The following is a 14,685-nucleotide window of genomic DNA, read 5'->3' as shown; positions in this document are numbered from 1 at the left end:
GGCAACCCCACGAACGATGGCAGGATGTTGCAGTTGCCGGCCAGCGGCCGGCACTACCGGTAGATCCACGCCATGCGTGGATGGAAGCCCGGCAGAATCAACCGCCACCGCCCGCCTTCCAGTAATACCGCACCACGTGGAAGAACACCGGCGCGGCGAAGCACACCGAATCCAGCCGGTCGAGCATGCCGCCATGGCCCTCGATCATGTGGCCCCAGTCCTTGATGCCCCGGTCACGCTTGATCGCCGACATCACCAGGCCGCCCCAGAACCCCATCAGGTTGATCAGCAGCGACAGGCCGAACGCCTGCAGCGGCGTGAACGGGGTGATCCACCACAGCGCCGCGCCCAGTGCGCTGGCACTCAGCACGCCGCCGACGAAGCCCTCCACCGTCTTTGACGGCGACAGCTTCGGCGCGATCAGGTGCTTGCCCAACAACTTGCCCCAGATGTACTGCAGCACGTCCGAGGACTGCACCACGATCACCAGGAAAGCAAACAGCAGCACGTTGCGCGAGGGGTCATGGCCCGGCACGTGCAGGTTCAGCAGCAGCGGCACGTGCGAGATGCAGAACACGCAGATCATCAGCCCCCACTGCACCTTCGCCGTGCGCTCCAGGTAGTGCGTGGTATCGCCGCCGATGGTCGACAGGATCGGCAGGAACAGGAACGCATAGACCGGAATCAGCAGCGTGTACATGCCGTACCAGTCGATCCACACCAGGTAGTACTGCCACGGCAGCACGATGTAGAACGCGGCCAGCAGCGCGTAGTAATCGCCTGAGCGGGTCGGCGCCAGGGTGATGAACTCGCGCAGTGCGAACAGCGAGATGATCGCGAACAGCACGATCACCCCGGCGCGGCCGAAGAACAGCGCCAGCCCGACCACGATCGCCATTACCCACCACGCGCGGATGCGCGACACCAGGTTGGCGATGACCGCGCTGGGCCGGCCGCGCTGGCGCCATCGCAGCGTTTCGGCCACCAGCGTGGCCAGTACCAGCACCGCACCGACGCCAGCGAACAGCAGGCCGGTCTGCTGGCCCACGCTCTGCGCTGCCAGGTCGCCGGACACATCGATCAGGAAACTCATGCGCGCCCCCCGTTCGGCGCCAGGTCCAGCAGCGCCTGCCGGCTGCGGGCCAGGAAGGCCGCCTTGTCCTCGTCGGCCTGCAGCCGCAGCGGCGTACCGAAGGTGGCCGTGCACAGCAGCGGCAGCGGCAGGAACCGGCCCTTGGGCATCACCCGCTTCAGGTTGTCGATCCACACCGGCACGAATTCCAGCTCCGGCCGTTGCCGTGCCAGGTGATAGATGCCGCTCTTGAACGGCAGCAGCGGTTCATCGCCCACGTTGCGGGTACCTTCCGGAAACAGGATCAGCGAGCAGTCTTCGTCCACCGCGTCACGCAGGGCCTGCAGCGGATCCTGCTGGCGATGGCCGGCCTCGCGCTCGACCAGCACGCCGTTGAACACCGCATCGATCAGGTAGCGACGCAAGCCGTCGCGCTGCCAGTATTCGGCCGCGGCAACTGGCCGCACCTGGCGCCGCAACGCAGGCGGCATCGACGACCAGATCAGCACGAAGTCGCCATGGCTGGCGTGGTTGCCGTAGTACACACGGCGCTCGCTGGACGGCGCGCAACCGATCCACAACGCGCGGGCACCGGTCACTACATGGATCGCACCACTGCAGGCGCGGGCAATCAGTTCGGCGAACATTGGTCCCTCCCGTTCACGTCTGCGGCCACAACACGGCCAGCACCAGCAGTGCGAACTGCACCGCTGTCAGCAGGTACTGGCGCAGCAGCAGGCGACGCATGCCGGCCCAGCGCGCGTCCCAGCCCCGCAGGGGCGCATCGGGCGACGCGCGGCGCAGGCCGCTGTCCTGCAGCAGCTGATCAGTGCGGCGCGCGGCGGCATCGCCGTCCAGGCGCTCATCGCGCAGCAGCTGCAGCAGGCTGGCGTCCAGCGCAACCCGCCACGCGTGGTACGCCTGGGCCACCCCTGCAGACATGCTGGCCAGCAGCAACCCTGCAGCGATCATCGCCAGGCCCGGCTCGGTGCCGAGCAGCAGCAATGCCACCAGCAGCAGCCCCAGCGACAGGCATGCCGGCCAACGCCCCTGCCGCAGCAGCAGCTGCATGGTCGCCAGATCGGGAACCGTGCTCATGCGCGCACTCCTGCCGCGTCGGTGATGGCACGCAGATGGGCCGTACCCAGCACGATGCCAGGGCGCGCAGCACGCACGATCGCCACCGCCGCGTCCGCATCGGCCGCACGACCGCTGCGCAGCAGCCAGGTGGCCACGCTGGCGGCGCTGCGCGAATAGCCCAGCGCACAGCACACCAGCAACGGTCCGTGCGCATGCAGGCGCTCGATGGCCTCGGCCGCTTCGCGCAGCTGTTCCGGTGCAGGGACCACCAGGTCCAGCATCGGCACGCTGGCATACGCGGCGCCCTGCGCGCGACAGGACAGCTCGGCACAGGCATCGACCACGCCCACCAGGGGGGCCGGCAATGCCTCAGAGGGAATGCGCCCCAGCCACACACCGTCCATCACCGGCACCGGCTGCGGCGCACGCCGCGTCCACAGCCGCGAGTTGATCCAGGCAGCGCCCAGGTACGGTGCCAGCAGCCATCGCGCGGCCATCGTCAGGCGGCCATCGGCGCGCTTCTGGAACACCGCTGTACCCAGCCCGGCATAGGCCAGCGCCACCAGCAGCAACGACGCCACCGGCCACAGCAGCCACAACGCGGCGCCACGCAGAAGCACCACCGGCACCAGCAATACGGCGGCCCCCAACAGGTACAACGCTGCCAATCGCCAACGCCTCGCATCACGCGCGGTGTGCCAGGCCCGCAATGGTGGCGTGCCCTGCTCCGGCCACAGCCAGACGCACAGCCAACCGGCCAGCAGGCCGGTCGGGATATCGATGAAATGGTGCTGGAACGTGGTCAGCACCGAGACGCCGATCAGCAGTGCCCACACATGCAGTAGCCCGCGCCACACGCCATGCAGGTACTGCGCGAACTTCACCCACAGCACGATCAACAACACGATGTGCAGCGACGGCGCCTGGTTGAACGGCCTGTCGAAGCCCAGCAGCACATCGAACAGCCAGCCGAACACACCCCCGATCTCCGGACGCTCGAAGCTGAAGCGCAGCGGCCACAGCAGAAAACAGGTGACCGCGATGACCTGCGCACTGAACAGTCGCAGCGCATGCCGGTCCAGTTCCAGCCGACGCCGGCACAGGAAGAACGAGATCGCGTAGAACAGATCGATCGACCAGTACGGCACGATCGTCCACGGCACGAACGGGATGCGTGTCTCCCACGCGAACGCCATCACCGGCAGGGTGGCGTGGCGGCCGGCCATCCAGTTGGCGAAGCCATAGCTTGCGAAGAAGAACGGACCCAGCAGGGCCAGCCACAGCAGGGCGCGCCGCCAGGGGCGCCCTTCCGCGGCCAGCGGGGTTGCGGCGAGCGTCGCCATCACGCGGTCCGGCGCGCCAGCGACACGGTGAAGATGCCGAAGTCGTCGATGCGCTGCGCCACCTTCTCGAAACCGGCCAGGCGCACCAGCTCATCCATCTCCTGCTGGGTACGGCGACGCATCACCCACGCCGCGCCACCGCGATGGCTGGTCAAGGCGCGGGCGATGAATTCCAGCTGCGGGTGCCAGGGTTGGCCGGTGTAGGCCAGGTAGCCGCCCACCGGCACCGTTGCGGCGATACCCTGCAGCGAGCGCAGCACGGCGTCGTTGTCGGGGAACAGTTCGTACAGGCCCGAGACCACCGCCAGTGTCGGTACTGGATCGACCTTGGCCAGTTGCGCCGGATCGAACGCATCGCCCTGCTCGAAGCGGGCGATGTCGGCCGCACCGAGGCGCTCGATCAACGCTTGGCCCTGGGTCACGTTCAGATCGCTGAAATCACGCAGCACGATACGGTCGGCGCGCTGTTCGCCCTGGCCCAGCGCTTCCAGCACATACCGGCCATGGCCGGCGGCCACGTCCAGCACACGCACCGGCGTGCCCTGCCCGCGCAGGCGCTGGGCAGCGTCGCGCAGCAGTTCCTGCAGGTGCTGGCCGCGCACGCGGATGCCACGCCAGCCGATTGCATCCAGGTAGTTGCGGTCGACCATCCGCCCCAATTGGCCCTTGCCGCGCGCCTCATTCCGGTAGATGTAGTCCAGCGTGCTACCGGAATCGAAACCGGTCCGCAGGCCCAGCGCGATGCCTTCGGACAGCGTGCCGCCGAAGCGCAGGCCGCCACGCACCACGCGCCAGCGCAGGTCGGCCAGGCTGTTGCGCTCCGGTGGCCAGGCCAGGATCTCGGATTCTTCGAAGGTTGGCCCGTGACGGTGCGCGTCGCGGCGTGACAGCTCGCGCAGCGGCTCGGCAAAACGCGCCTGGATGAAGCCGCGGATGCGCGCCAGTGCTGGTGCACGATCGCGCTCGCCCAGCGTGTCGTGGAAGAAGCCCGGCAGATGCACACGCTCCTTGATCGGGCTGGACAGGCGCTCGTAGAAGCGGTCCTGCGGGCCACGGTGCACGACGAAATCCGAGCCGGACACCAGCAGCTGCACCGGTACGCTGATTGCCTGCGCATCGGCCACGATGCGGTCGGCCGCCTCGTACAGGCCCAGCAGCACGCGCACCGAAATCGGCCGGGTAATCAGTGGGTCGGTGCGGTAGCTTTCCGCCCGCGCCGGATCGTGGGTCAGCCACTGCGGCTTGACGTAGCTGTTGACGAAGAAGTTGCCACGCAGCTTCTGCATCAAGGCCAGGCCCGGCCGCGCGAACGGCACGTACAGCTTCACCTTGAACGCCGGCGAGGCCATGACCAGCGCGCGCAGGCGTGGCGCGTAGTCGTGCACCCAGGTCGCGGCGACCACCGCCCCTACGCTCTGCGCGATCACCACGATGTCTTCCACCGCAATGCCGTGCTCGGCGCCGATGTGGGCGATGAAACTGTCCAGATCACGCACCAGCGCCGGGAAGCCCGGTGCATCGCCCCGTGCGCCCGGCGAACGGCCATTGCCGCGCGCGTCCCAGGCGAAGAAGGCGGTGTCGGGCAGGTCCAGCTCATCGACCAGGTGGGTGACCCGGCCGGAGTGCTCATGGCCGCGGTGCAGCAGCACGATGGCCTTGGTGGCCGGCGTTGCGGTGGTGCCCGCCCAGTACCGGTAGAACAGCGGTACCTGGTCGAAGCTGTGGAATTCCCGTTCCTGCGCCTGACGCATGCAATCTCCTGATTGTCTTCTTGTATCTGCTTGATTAATTCGGCGAAACCGCTGCTTCCCGCAGTCCCCGACGGACGCGGTTGACCATCGTCAGCACGCACAGCACCGCCATGACCGCGGCCACGCCAGTGACCGTCATCGCGCCAACCCACTCGAACGCCAGCAGCAGGCCCAGCGCACCGATCACGAACGCGCGGTCGCTCTTGCCCATCGGGCCGTCGTAGCGGCGGCTGGCACCGACCATCAGCCCCAGCACCCCGGCGTACTCGCTCAGGGCCGCGGTCCAGGCCAGCAGCCACAGCATCTCGGGGCGCACGCCCGGCACGCTGAGCAGGCTCAGGTACAGCGCCGCGTCGGCGATTACATCGCACAGCTCATTCAGATAGGCGCCCAGCCGCGACTGCTGGCCGAACTCGCGGGCCAGCATGCCGTCCACGGCGTTGAGCGCCATGCGCAGCAGCATCCACAGTGGCAGCAGCAGGTACAGCAGGGGCTGGGCCGGCGCGCAGCACCAGACGGCGGCAGCCACCAGCAGCGAGACCACGGCAGCGGCCACGGTCACCGTATTGGCAGTGATCCCCATGCGATACAGGCCGCGTACGGCTGGACGCAACAGGTCCTGGAAACGTCCTTTCAATGCATAGATCGACATGATCCGTACCCGCTGATCCTTGGCAGTGCGGGCACAGCCTACCCCATCGTCGGCAGATTCCGACAACCCTGCTCTGGTCCGCAGGCCAGCCCCCGGATCGGGCCGGATCGGTGTGCCCGACCCGGCCTTGCGTCGATCGCCACGGCAAATTACCCCTTCCAGCGCCCGCCACCGGCCCCCACCGCCTACAATATCGGCCCCGCTCCGCTGCCGATTCTGTCCCATGACTGCCGATCTGTTGCCCGTCCGCCGGGCCCTCCTCTCCGTTTCCGACAAGACCGGCCTGGTCGAGCTGGCCACTGCGCTGGCCGCACGCGGCGTGGAGCTGCTGTCCACCGGCGGCACCGCCAAGGCGATCCGCGATGCGGGCCTGGCCGTGAAGGACGTGGCCGACGTCACCGGTTTCCCGGAAATGATGGACGGCCGGGTCAAGACCCTGCACCCGATGGTGCACGGCGGCCTGCTGGGCCGTTCCGGCCTGGATGATGCGGTGATGGCTGAGCACGGCATCGGTGCCATCGACCTGCTGGTGCTGAACCTGTACCCGTTCGAATCGGTCACCGCCAAGGCCGACTGCACCCTGGCCGACGCGGTGGAGAACATCGACATCGGCGGCCCGGCCATGCTGCGTTCGGCGGCCAAGAACTTCGCCCGCGTGGCAGTGGCCACCGACCCCTCGCAGTACGCCGAGCTGCTGGCCTCGCTGGACGCCAACGACGGCCAGCTGTCGGCCAGCACCCGCTTCGCCTTCTCGGTGGCTGCGTTCAACCGCGTCGCCCAGTACGACGCGGCCATCAGCAACTACCTGTCGGCGGTCACCGCCACCGACGCCGCCGTGCCGGCGCGTGCCGAGTACCCGGCGCAGATGAATTCCACCTTCGTGAAGGTGATGGACCTGCGCTACGGCGAAAACCCGCACCAGAGCGGCGCGTTCTACCGCGACCTGTACCCGGTGCCGGGCACCCTGGCCACGTTCCAGCAGCTGCAGGGCAAGGAACTGAGCTACAACAACCTGGCCGACGCCGATGCGGCGTGGGAATGCGTGCGCCAGTTCGATGCGCCGGCCTGCGTCATCGTCAAGCACGCCAATCCGTGCGGCGTGGCGGTTGGCGCCGGCAACGGCGATGCCTACGAGCTGGCCTACGCCACCGACCCGACCAGCGCCTTCGGCGGTATCATTGCCTTCAACAAGCCGCTGGATGCGGCCACTGCAAAGGTCATCCTCGACCGCCAGTTCGTTGAGGTGCTGATTGCCCCGGATTACGAGCCGGCCGCGCTGGAATACGCACAGAAGAAGGCCAACGTGCGCGTGCTGCGCATCCCGCACGGTGATGGCCTGAACAACTTCGACAGCAAGCGCGTCGGCTCGGGCCTGCTGCTGCAGTCCTCGGACAACCGCGGCATGACCCGCGACGAACTGAAGGTGGTCAGCAAGCTGGCACCGACCGACAAGCAGTTCACCGACCTGCTGTTCGCCTGGAAGGTGGCCAAGTTCGTGAAGTCCAACGCGATTGTGTACGCCAAGGACAACCGCACGATTGGCGTGGGCGCCGGGCAGATGAGCCGCGTCTATTCCGCGCGCATCGCCGGCATCAAGGCGGCCGATGCAAACCTGGTGGTCGAGGGTTCGGTGATGGCTTCCGATGCGTTCTTCCCGTTCCGCGACGGCATCGACGCCGCTGCTGCCGCCGGCATCAAGGCGGTCATCCAGCCGGGCGGTTCGATGCGCGATGCCGAAGTGATCGCCGCCGCCGACGAACATGGCCTGGCGATGGTGTTCACCGGCGTGCGCCACTTCCGCCACTGATCCGCATCACGAAGCCGGGCCCTGCCCGGCTTTTCTCTTCCGTACCCGAGAACCCTGTCCCATGAAGATCCTCGTCATCGGCTCTGGCGGCCGCGAACACGCCCTGGCATGGAAGCTGGCCCAGTCCTCCCGTGTCACCGAAGTGATCGTGGCACCCGGCAACGCCGGCACCGCCAGCGAAGACAAGTGCCGCAACGTCGCGGTGAAAGTCACCGATATCGACGGTCTGCTGGCGCTGGCCCAGGCTGAAGGCGTGGCACTGACCGTGGTCGGCCCGGAAGTGCCGCTGGTGGCCGGCGTGGTCGACCGCTTCCGCGCCGCCGGCCTGCGCATCTTCGGGCCGACCGCCGCCGCCGCGCAGCTGGAAGGCAGCAAGGCCTACGCCAAGGACTTCCTGGCCCGCCACAACATCCCCACCGCGTTCTACGCAGTGCACACCGACGTGGACGCCGCGCTGGCGTACATCCGCGAGAAGGGCGCGCCGATCGTGGTCAAGGCCGATGGCCTGGCCGCCGGCAAGGGCGTGATCGTGGCGATGACCCTGGCCGAAGCCGAGGACGCGGTACGTGACATGCTCTCGGGCAACGCATTCGGCGATGCCGGTGCGCGCGTGGTGATCGAGGAATTCCTCGACGGCGAGGAAGCCAGCTTCATTTCGATGGTGGACGGCGTGCATGCGCTGCCGATGGCCACCTCGCAGGACCACAAGCGCGTCGGCGACGGCGATACCGGCCCGAACACCGGCGGCATGGGCGCCTATTCGCCGGCCCCGGTGGTGACGCCGGAGGTGCATGCACGGGTGATGCGCGAGGTGGTGAACCCCACCGTGCAAGGCATGATCGCCGACGGCATCCCGTTCACCGGCTTCCTCTACGCCGGCCTGATGATCGATGCCAGTGGCGCGCCGAAGGTGATCGAATTCAACGTGCGCTTTGGCGACCCGGAAACGCAGCCAGTGATGCTGCGCCTGCAGTCGGACCTGGTCGAGCTGGTGGAAGCGGCCATCGATGGCCGCTTGGACCAGGTCGAAGCGCAGTGGGACGTGCGCCCGTCGCTGGGCGTGGTGCTGGCGGCCAGGCCGTACCCGGAAGCGCCGATCACCGGTGACGTGATTTCCGGCCTGGACGACGTGCCGGCCAGTGCCAAGGTGTTCCATGCGGGGACTGCATTGGACGCGCAGGGCCACGTGGTCAGTGCCGGCGGTCGCGTGCTGTGCGTGGCCGCACTGGGCGACAGCGTGCGCGACGCGCAGGCCAATGCCTATGCCGGCGTGGCCAAGGTGACCTGGGCCAACGAGTTCCACCGCAACGACATTGGTTGGCGCGCGATCGCACGCGAGGGGTGAGGCCTGGTAGATCCACCACGCAGCCTCCTGCATGGAACCAGATCACGGATTCTGGGAGTTTTCACCGTCCTCGGCATGGAAGCCGGGACGGTGCGCTTCGGGAAGAGGCGACGCACATCAAGCGAAGGAAATTACGCTGAGTGAATCCGCTATTTCGCCGAGTCAAGATAACGTTTCCAGTTCTCGAAGAGACGCGCAACATTCTGCTCATGTGAGTGCGCAGTCGGATCATACCCATCAGAAGCTGGCATGTACCTGACAAAGCTCTCCAGAGACTCCGGGTAATCAAAATCAGCGTAGATCCTCTCAACCTCTCCGAGCGGATCAGCAATCTCATCGCGCTTGGCGTAAGCGTCCGCGAGAAATGCAACAAGCCATCTTCTGAGAATCTCATCCTCGTTTGAGTTCTTATCGAATGCCGCCAACTGCGCAGCTACGCTATTACGCTCATCGGGAAAAGCCCCTTCAAGTCTTTCAATCAAGGCGTTCAGATTGAACTTCTCTTCCAGTTCCTTCTGCTCCGACGCGCAGTGCTTCACAACCTCAAAGTCAATCAGATGGCGCCCCAGTGCCCACGCCACCTCGGTCTGACTCCAGGGTCCATAGGGCTGAATACAGTCATACGTTCTCATGTAGACACTCACTTCTTGTTTGGTATTCCGTTCATGCTGCCACCTTCCACAAATCTTTGATGGGTCAAGTCGCCAGCCTTGTCGACTATGTATTCAAATCGACCGGCCTTTCCATTGAGTTCACCTGGCAGCTGAGTCAGAGTGCGGACCACGCCGTCACCCCCTGTCAATGGAGTATGAACACCCGCTTCTGCAGCGGTCTCTCGCATGAAGGTCGCCGAATTGTGCCCAGCGTCGGCTTTGAGTGCACTTCCCACAGGTCGGGAATTCAAAAGTGCCCGACCTTCAACACTCAGAACTTTGGATGCCGCCACACCTGCTCCACCGGCACCTGTAACTCCTGCGATATCAGCAGCGATACTGGTAGCTGCTGATACGACACTTGGATTGGCCATCGCAACCATGCCAGCTTCGATCAGCACTGGGGCAGCCATTGCCGCTGTAACAGCGATTGCGGCCGGTCTCATCGGCTCGTATACGGCGCCATTTCCGGCAGCAATATCCCTCCGATGCCGCTCAACGAATCGCTCTGCGGCCTGCCTTCCATCCGCATCGACGAACCTGTAGGGATTCCCGTTCGCGTACCGATACCTATTGAACTGCTCAACTGGCTTTTGGTGAGCGGTGACTGGGTCCACTGACAAAAACACACCCAGTTGTGGATCCATGTAGCGCTGTTGCATGTAGCTCAGCCCTGTGGCCGAGTCGCTCACATGTCCGGCGTACCCAGGTCCATCCGTGACCTGACCGCCTACCACGGCCCCGTAGGGCTCGTAGTCATATCGTTTGATGACGTTGCCGTTGGCATCGCTTTCGGCCACAACCGAGCCGAGGGCATCAGTGTGAATGTATGTGATCGTTGTCTGGGCGATTGCGGATGGTGACAGGCCAAGGCCCATCAGCAGCAAGCAGCACAGCCAGGCGCCTATAACACCAAGCTTGCGAGTTCGATCTTCAAATGCCCCGAAGCGGGTCGACACACCGCCTGCAGTTCCCCCGAACCTGCGCATCATTCCAATCCATGAAAGAGCCTTGAAGCAAGGCTTGGCATTCATAGCACAGGAAGGCAGTCATCGGAGTCCAACTCCAGGACTGAGGCCAAAATGACCATTCTGAATTGGACCAAGCCCTGGGCTATAAACCTCGCGAGGGATTGAACGGCCACCGGAAGCGCATGACTGCCAGCCATGGGCTGGTACTACTGAATCCGCCGATCAGCGGCCGGCATTACCAACTGCCATGCTGGCCAAACGAAAAGCCCCGACCAACGCCGGGGCTTTTCATCAGAACGCGTTCCGGAAATAGGAACCGAACCTAAGATCTATGCCTTACGCGGTGAACAGCGCCTTCATCTTCTTCAGCGCGTTCGCCTCAACCTGGCGGATGCGCTCGGCGGACACGCCGTACTCGTCGGCCAGCTCCTGCAGCGTCACCTTGCTGTCGGCGTCCAGCCAGCGACGGCGGATGATGTCGCGCGAGCGGGCATCCAGTTCGGCCAGGCCTTCGCGCAGCAGCTGCATCTGGTTGTCTTCGCTGTCCTCGCGCTCGTAGGCCATCGACGGGTCTTCGTCATCGGCAACCAGGAACGCAGCCGGCGACGGCGGTGCGTGTTCGTTGTCCTCGTCGGTCGGCGCGTCGAAACCGATATCGCGGCCGGACAGGCGCGACTCCATTTCCATGACCTCTCGCTCGGACACGTTCAGGTCCTTGGCCACCGCGCTCACTTCCGCCGCGTTCATCCAGCCCAGGCGCGTCTTCGACTTGCGCAGGTTGAAGAACAGCTTGCGCTGCGCCTTGGTGGTGGCGACCTTCACGATGCGCCAGTTCTTCAGGATGAACTCGTGCATCTCTGCACGGATCCAGTGCACGGCGAAGGAGACCAGGCGCACGCCCATGTCCGGGTCGAAGCGCTTGACCGCCTTCATCAGGCCGATGTTGCCTTCCTGGATCAGATCGCCCAGGGCAAGGCCGTAGCCGTTGTAACCGCGGGCCACGTGCACCACGAAGCGCAGGTGCGAGTGCACCAGCTCGCGGGCGGCGTCCAGATCGTTGCCGTCGCGGAAGCGACGGGCCAGGTCCTGTTCGTCATCGACCGACAGCACCGGGATCTGGTGCACGGCACCGATGTAGGCGTCCAGCGAACCGAGCGCACTGGGAATCGGGAGATTGTTTGCCACAAGGGCAGTAGAGGTGTTCTGGCTCATAGGCACCCATCTTAGCAGTCCGGGATTTGGACTGCTAAAGGAGGAAAAAGTTCCAGCATCCTATTGATGCAACACTGGTCCCAAACAGAGCCCTACCGTAGCGCGATTTGATGACAGTGGCGAGCGCGCTTTTCGGGATTCACAATCCCTTGGAATTCAAGCGATTACCTGCCGGAAACCGGCCGATTCCGGTCAAGCGGAGCTGAACGGGCCGTTCTGGAGGCCCATTCAGGCCAGGGAACGTTGTCCGGCGTTCAGGCCCGGCCGCCAGCCGGCGCTCAGAGCACCGAGCGCGGCGGCAGCGACCAGTCGATCGGGGCTTGGCCGCGACGCTGCAGGTACTCGTTGGCCATCGAGAAATGGCGGCAGCCGAGGAAGCCACGATGGGCCGACAGCGGCGACGGATGCGGGGCCTTCAGAACGCGATGGCGACGGGTATCAATGACCTTGCCCTTCTGCTGCGCGTAGGCACCCCAGAGCATGAACACCAAGCCTTCGCGTTCGCGGTTGAGCACGTCCACCACGTGATCGGTGAAGCCTTCCCAGCCACGGCCCTGGTGTGCGCCGGCCTTGCCCTCCTCCACCGTCAACACGGCATTGAGCAGCAGCACGCCGCGCTGCGCCCACGGGATCAGGCAGCCGTGGTCCGGGCGCGGGATACCGAGATCGCTCTCGATTTCCTTGTAGATGTTCAGCAGCGACGGCGGCACCGGCACGCCCGGCGGCACCGAGAAACTCAGGCCATGCGCCTGGCCACGGCCGTGGTACGGGTCCTGGCCGAGGATCACCACCTTCACCTGCTCGAATGGCGTGGCGTCGAACGCGGCGAAGATCTGCGGGCCGGGCGGGAATACCGCCGCGCCACTGGCCTTGCGCTGGCGCAGGAAGCTGGACAGCTCGCGCATCTGCGGCTGCAGGAGGTAATCGCCGACATGCTGCTTCCAGCTCGGTTCCAGCTGGATCGTCGGGGTGTCCGCTACTTCATCAACCATTGCACCACTTCATCGAATCAGGGGTCCATCGTTCAACCGGGCCAGGCGCAACTGGAACAGCACCTTGGTGACCAGCAGCCGTTCTTCGATCGGCTTGAGTACCAGGTCGTTGGCGCCGGACTGCAGCAGCCCGGTCTGGTTGTGCGGGTTGCCGTCGCCGGTCATCACCAGCACCGGCAGGCGGCGCTTGCCGTAACCGAAGTCCACGCGCACGCGCTGCACCACGTCGCGGCCGCTCAGTTCGCCCTTCAGGGTGACGTCGGTCAGCACCAGGTCGATGCGATGGCGGCTGCGGCCCAGCGACTCGGCGGTGAGCAGGGTGAACGCCTCTTCGGCGCTGACCACGTGCAGCACGTTCAACTGCTGGCGTTCGAGCATGCGCTTGGTGGCCTCGGCCACCACGCGGCTGTCCTCGATGTAGAGGATGGTCGCGCCGGGAATGGTCTGCGGCTGCACATAGCCGCGGATGAAGGTCGCCAGCGCCTCGTGGCCCAGCGCCTTGTCGAAATAGTCGGTGACGTACTCGGTGAAACGACGCTGCTCCAGATGCTGCTGGGCATCGCCGGACACCACGATCACCGGCACGTAGGCCTGGCCGGCCGCTTCGCGGATCATCCGCGCCAGCGCCAGGCCGTCGCCATCACGCAGGGTCAGCGAGGTGGTCACCAGGTCCACCGGGCCCTGCGCCAGCGCCTGCTGCGCATCCTCGATGCTGTCGCAGCCAATCACCTCCACGCCCGGCAGGTCGCGCTGCAGGACGTCGGCGATCAGCTTGCGGACCAGCTTCGAGCCATCGACCACCATCACCCGCGTCGCGGGCCCTTCAAGGTGCTTCAGCGCTTGCGGTTGCATGCCGGTCTCAGGTGTCGGTCGGTCGGGTCTGGCGCAGGAAGTGGCCGGTGACCAGCCACGCACCCAGCCAGCCCAGCAGCAGCGTGCCGAGCAGGACCAGGCCACCGTGCAGCAGGTCCAGGCCGTGCAGCACGAACGGGCTGCCGTAGCTGCGCGAGAGTTCGGCCAGCGGCACGCGCAGCGCGGCACCGGCGGCGCCGATCAGGGCCAGCGCAACCGCGCCGGCGCCCAGGCCATACCACGCACCCAGGTACAGGAACGGGCGGCGGATGAAGCCATCACTGGCGCCGAGCAGCTGCAGCACGCCGATCTCTTCGCGGCGGGCCTGGATGTCCAGGCGCACGGTGTTGCCGACCACCAGCGCGGCACCGACGCCGAGCAGGACCGACAGCACCTGCACCAGCCGCGCGCCGAACGCCAGCCAGGCATCCAGGCGCTGACGCCACAGTGCATCGTGCTGCACCAGGTCGGCCTCGGGCAGGCTCTCCAGCGCGCGTGCCAGGCGCGCGTCGTCCTTGCCCTGGCCGGGGGTGATCACCAGCAGCGAGGGCAGCGGGTTGTCATTGAGTGCGTCGATCGCCTCGCCGAGGCCGGCGTCGCGCAGTTCCTGCAGGCCCTGCTCGGGCGTGCGCACGTTCACTTCGGCCACGTCGTCGCGGTCGCGCAGCTGGCCGGCCAGGCGCAGCGCGCCGGGGCCATCGACGTTGCCCTTGAGGAACACATTGATGTCGCGCGACTGCTGCACGCTGCCAGCGAACTGCTTGAGGTTGTCCAGCGCGATCGACAGGCCCAGCGGCAGGGCCAGTGCCAGCGCCATGACCATCACCGTCAGCAGGGTCGCCCACGGCTTGCGGCAGGCACGGCCGAGGCTGAACACCACGCTGTGCGCGTGGTGCTGGAACCAGACGCCCACGCGCGAGGGGGCGGCGGCTTCGCTGTTTTCGTTCTTCGCCAT

General features: G+C 66.0%; 14 protein-coding genes. 2 read left to right on the top strand and 12 right to left on the bottom strand.

Features of this window, described 5'->3' with window-relative positions; translation table 11 throughout:
• Positions 1–97 precede the first annotated feature (97 nt).
• From AC5P99_RS17330 to AC5P99_RS17305, 6 genes are read right to left on the bottom strand one after another with little or no spacing between them, the layout of a single operon-like run.
• Positions 98–1,093, bottom strand: a complete 996-nt coding sequence (locus tag AC5P99_RS17330) for a phosphatidate cytidylyltransferase (RefSeq protein WP_005414654.1) — start codon at positions 1,091–1,093, stop codon at positions 98–100.
• Entirely contained in the window at positions 1,090–1,719 is a 630-nt protein-coding gene (locus AC5P99_RS17325) for a lysophospholipid acyltransferase family protein (protein WP_005411260.1), read from the bottom strand. Before AC5P99_RS17325 ends, AC5P99_RS17330 begins: the two co-directional genes overlap by 4 nt.
• A 13-nt stretch (positions 1,720–1,732) precedes the next feature.
• A complete protein-coding gene (locus tag AC5P99_RS17320) occupies positions 1,733–2,170 on the bottom strand; it encodes a hypothetical protein (protein WP_164222567.1) in 438 nt (145 codons plus the stop codon).
• Positions 2,167–3,495, bottom strand: coding sequence for a phosphatase PAP2/dual specificity phosphatase family protein (locus AC5P99_RS17315; RefSeq protein WP_495213359.1), 1,329 nt, complete (start codon positions 3,493–3,495; stop codon positions 2,167–2,169). Before AC5P99_RS17315 ends, AC5P99_RS17320 begins: the two co-directional genes overlap by 4 nt.
• Positions 3,495–5,246: a bifunctional alpha/beta hydrolase/class I SAM-dependent methyltransferase gene (locus tag AC5P99_RS17310; protein ID WP_329757065.1), complete on the bottom strand. Its 1,752-nt coding sequence runs from the start codon at positions 5,244–5,246 to the stop codon at positions 3,495–3,497. The genes AC5P99_RS17315 and AC5P99_RS17310 overlap by 1 nt, the downstream gene beginning before the upstream one ends.
• Before the next feature lie 34 nt (positions 5,247–5,280).
• Complete coding sequence (locus AC5P99_RS17305) at positions 5,281–5,898, bottom strand: CDP-alcohol phosphatidyltransferase family protein (RefSeq protein WP_005411264.1); 618 nt, start codon at positions 5,896–5,898, stop codon at positions 5,281–5,283.
• 223 nt (positions 5,899–6,121) lie between these two features.
• On the opposite strand from AC5P99_RS17305, the gene purH reads away from it, so the two are divergent.
• Both purH and purD read left to right on the top strand, forming a co-directional pair.
• Positions 6,122–7,705 (top strand): bifunctional phosphoribosylaminoimidazolecarboxamide formyltransferase/IMP cyclohydrolase, encoded by a 1,584-nt coding sequence (gene purH, locus AC5P99_RS17300; protein WP_012481416.1) that lies wholly within the window; start codon positions 6,122–6,124, stop codon positions 7,703–7,705.
• A gap of 61 nt (positions 7,706–7,766) precedes the next feature.
• On the top strand, positions 7,767–9,050 hold the full coding sequence (gene purD / locus AC5P99_RS17295) for a phosphoribosylamine--glycine ligase (RefSeq protein WP_005411266.1): 1,284 nt from the start codon (positions 7,767–7,769) through the stop codon (positions 9,048–9,050).
• 149 nt (positions 9,051–9,199) lie between these two features.
• Here purD and AC5P99_RS17290 read toward each other — a convergent pair whose 3' ends face one another.
• The 6 genes from AC5P99_RS17290 to ftsX all read right to left on the bottom strand — a co-directional run bounded on the left by AC5P99_RS17290 (position 9,200) and on the right by ftsX (position 14,685).
• The gene (locus AC5P99_RS17290; RefSeq protein WP_053090762.1) at positions 9,200–9,682 is read right to left on the bottom strand and encodes a DUF2247 family protein; all 483 of its coding nucleotides are present in this window, start codon (positions 9,680–9,682) and stop codon (positions 9,200–9,202) included.
• Positions 9,683–9,690: 8 nt separating this feature from the next.
• Complete coding sequence (locus AC5P99_RS17285) at positions 9,691–10,737, bottom strand: RHS repeat domain-containing protein (RefSeq protein WP_239503584.1); 1,047 nt, start codon at positions 10,735–10,737, stop codon at positions 9,691–9,693.
• A 273-nt stretch (positions 10,738–11,010) separates the two neighbouring features.
• The gene (rpoH, locus tag AC5P99_RS17280; RefSeq protein WP_005411269.1) at positions 11,011–11,886 is read right to left on the bottom strand and encodes an RNA polymerase sigma factor RpoH; all 876 of its coding nucleotides are present in this window, start codon (positions 11,884–11,886) and stop codon (positions 11,011–11,013) included.
• Positions 11,887–12,164: 278 nt separating this feature from the next.
• The gene (gene ung, locus AC5P99_RS17275; RefSeq protein WP_495213358.1) at positions 12,165–12,878 is read right to left on the bottom strand and encodes a uracil-DNA glycosylase; all 714 of its coding nucleotides are present in this window, start codon (positions 12,876–12,878) and stop codon (positions 12,165–12,167) included.
• A gap of 9 nt (positions 12,879–12,887) precedes the next feature.
• Positions 12,888–13,730, bottom strand: a complete 843-nt coding sequence (locus tag AC5P99_RS17270; protein WP_043034539.1) for a response regulator — start codon at positions 13,728–13,730, stop codon at positions 12,888–12,890.
• A 7-nt stretch (positions 13,731–13,737) separates the two neighbouring features.
• Positions 13,738–14,685 carry a permease-like cell division protein FtsX gene (ftsX, locus tag AC5P99_RS17265; RefSeq protein ID WP_005414664.1) on the bottom strand — a complete coding sequence of 316 codons (948 nt, stop codon included), beginning with the start codon at positions 14,683–14,685 and terminating at the stop codon, positions 13,738–13,740.

The organism is Stenotrophomonas sp. YJH_SMC_80 (genome assembly GCF_059372495.1).
The sequence above is the reverse complement of the archived record's forward strand: the minus strand, read 5'-3'. Positions and strand labels throughout refer to the sequence as shown.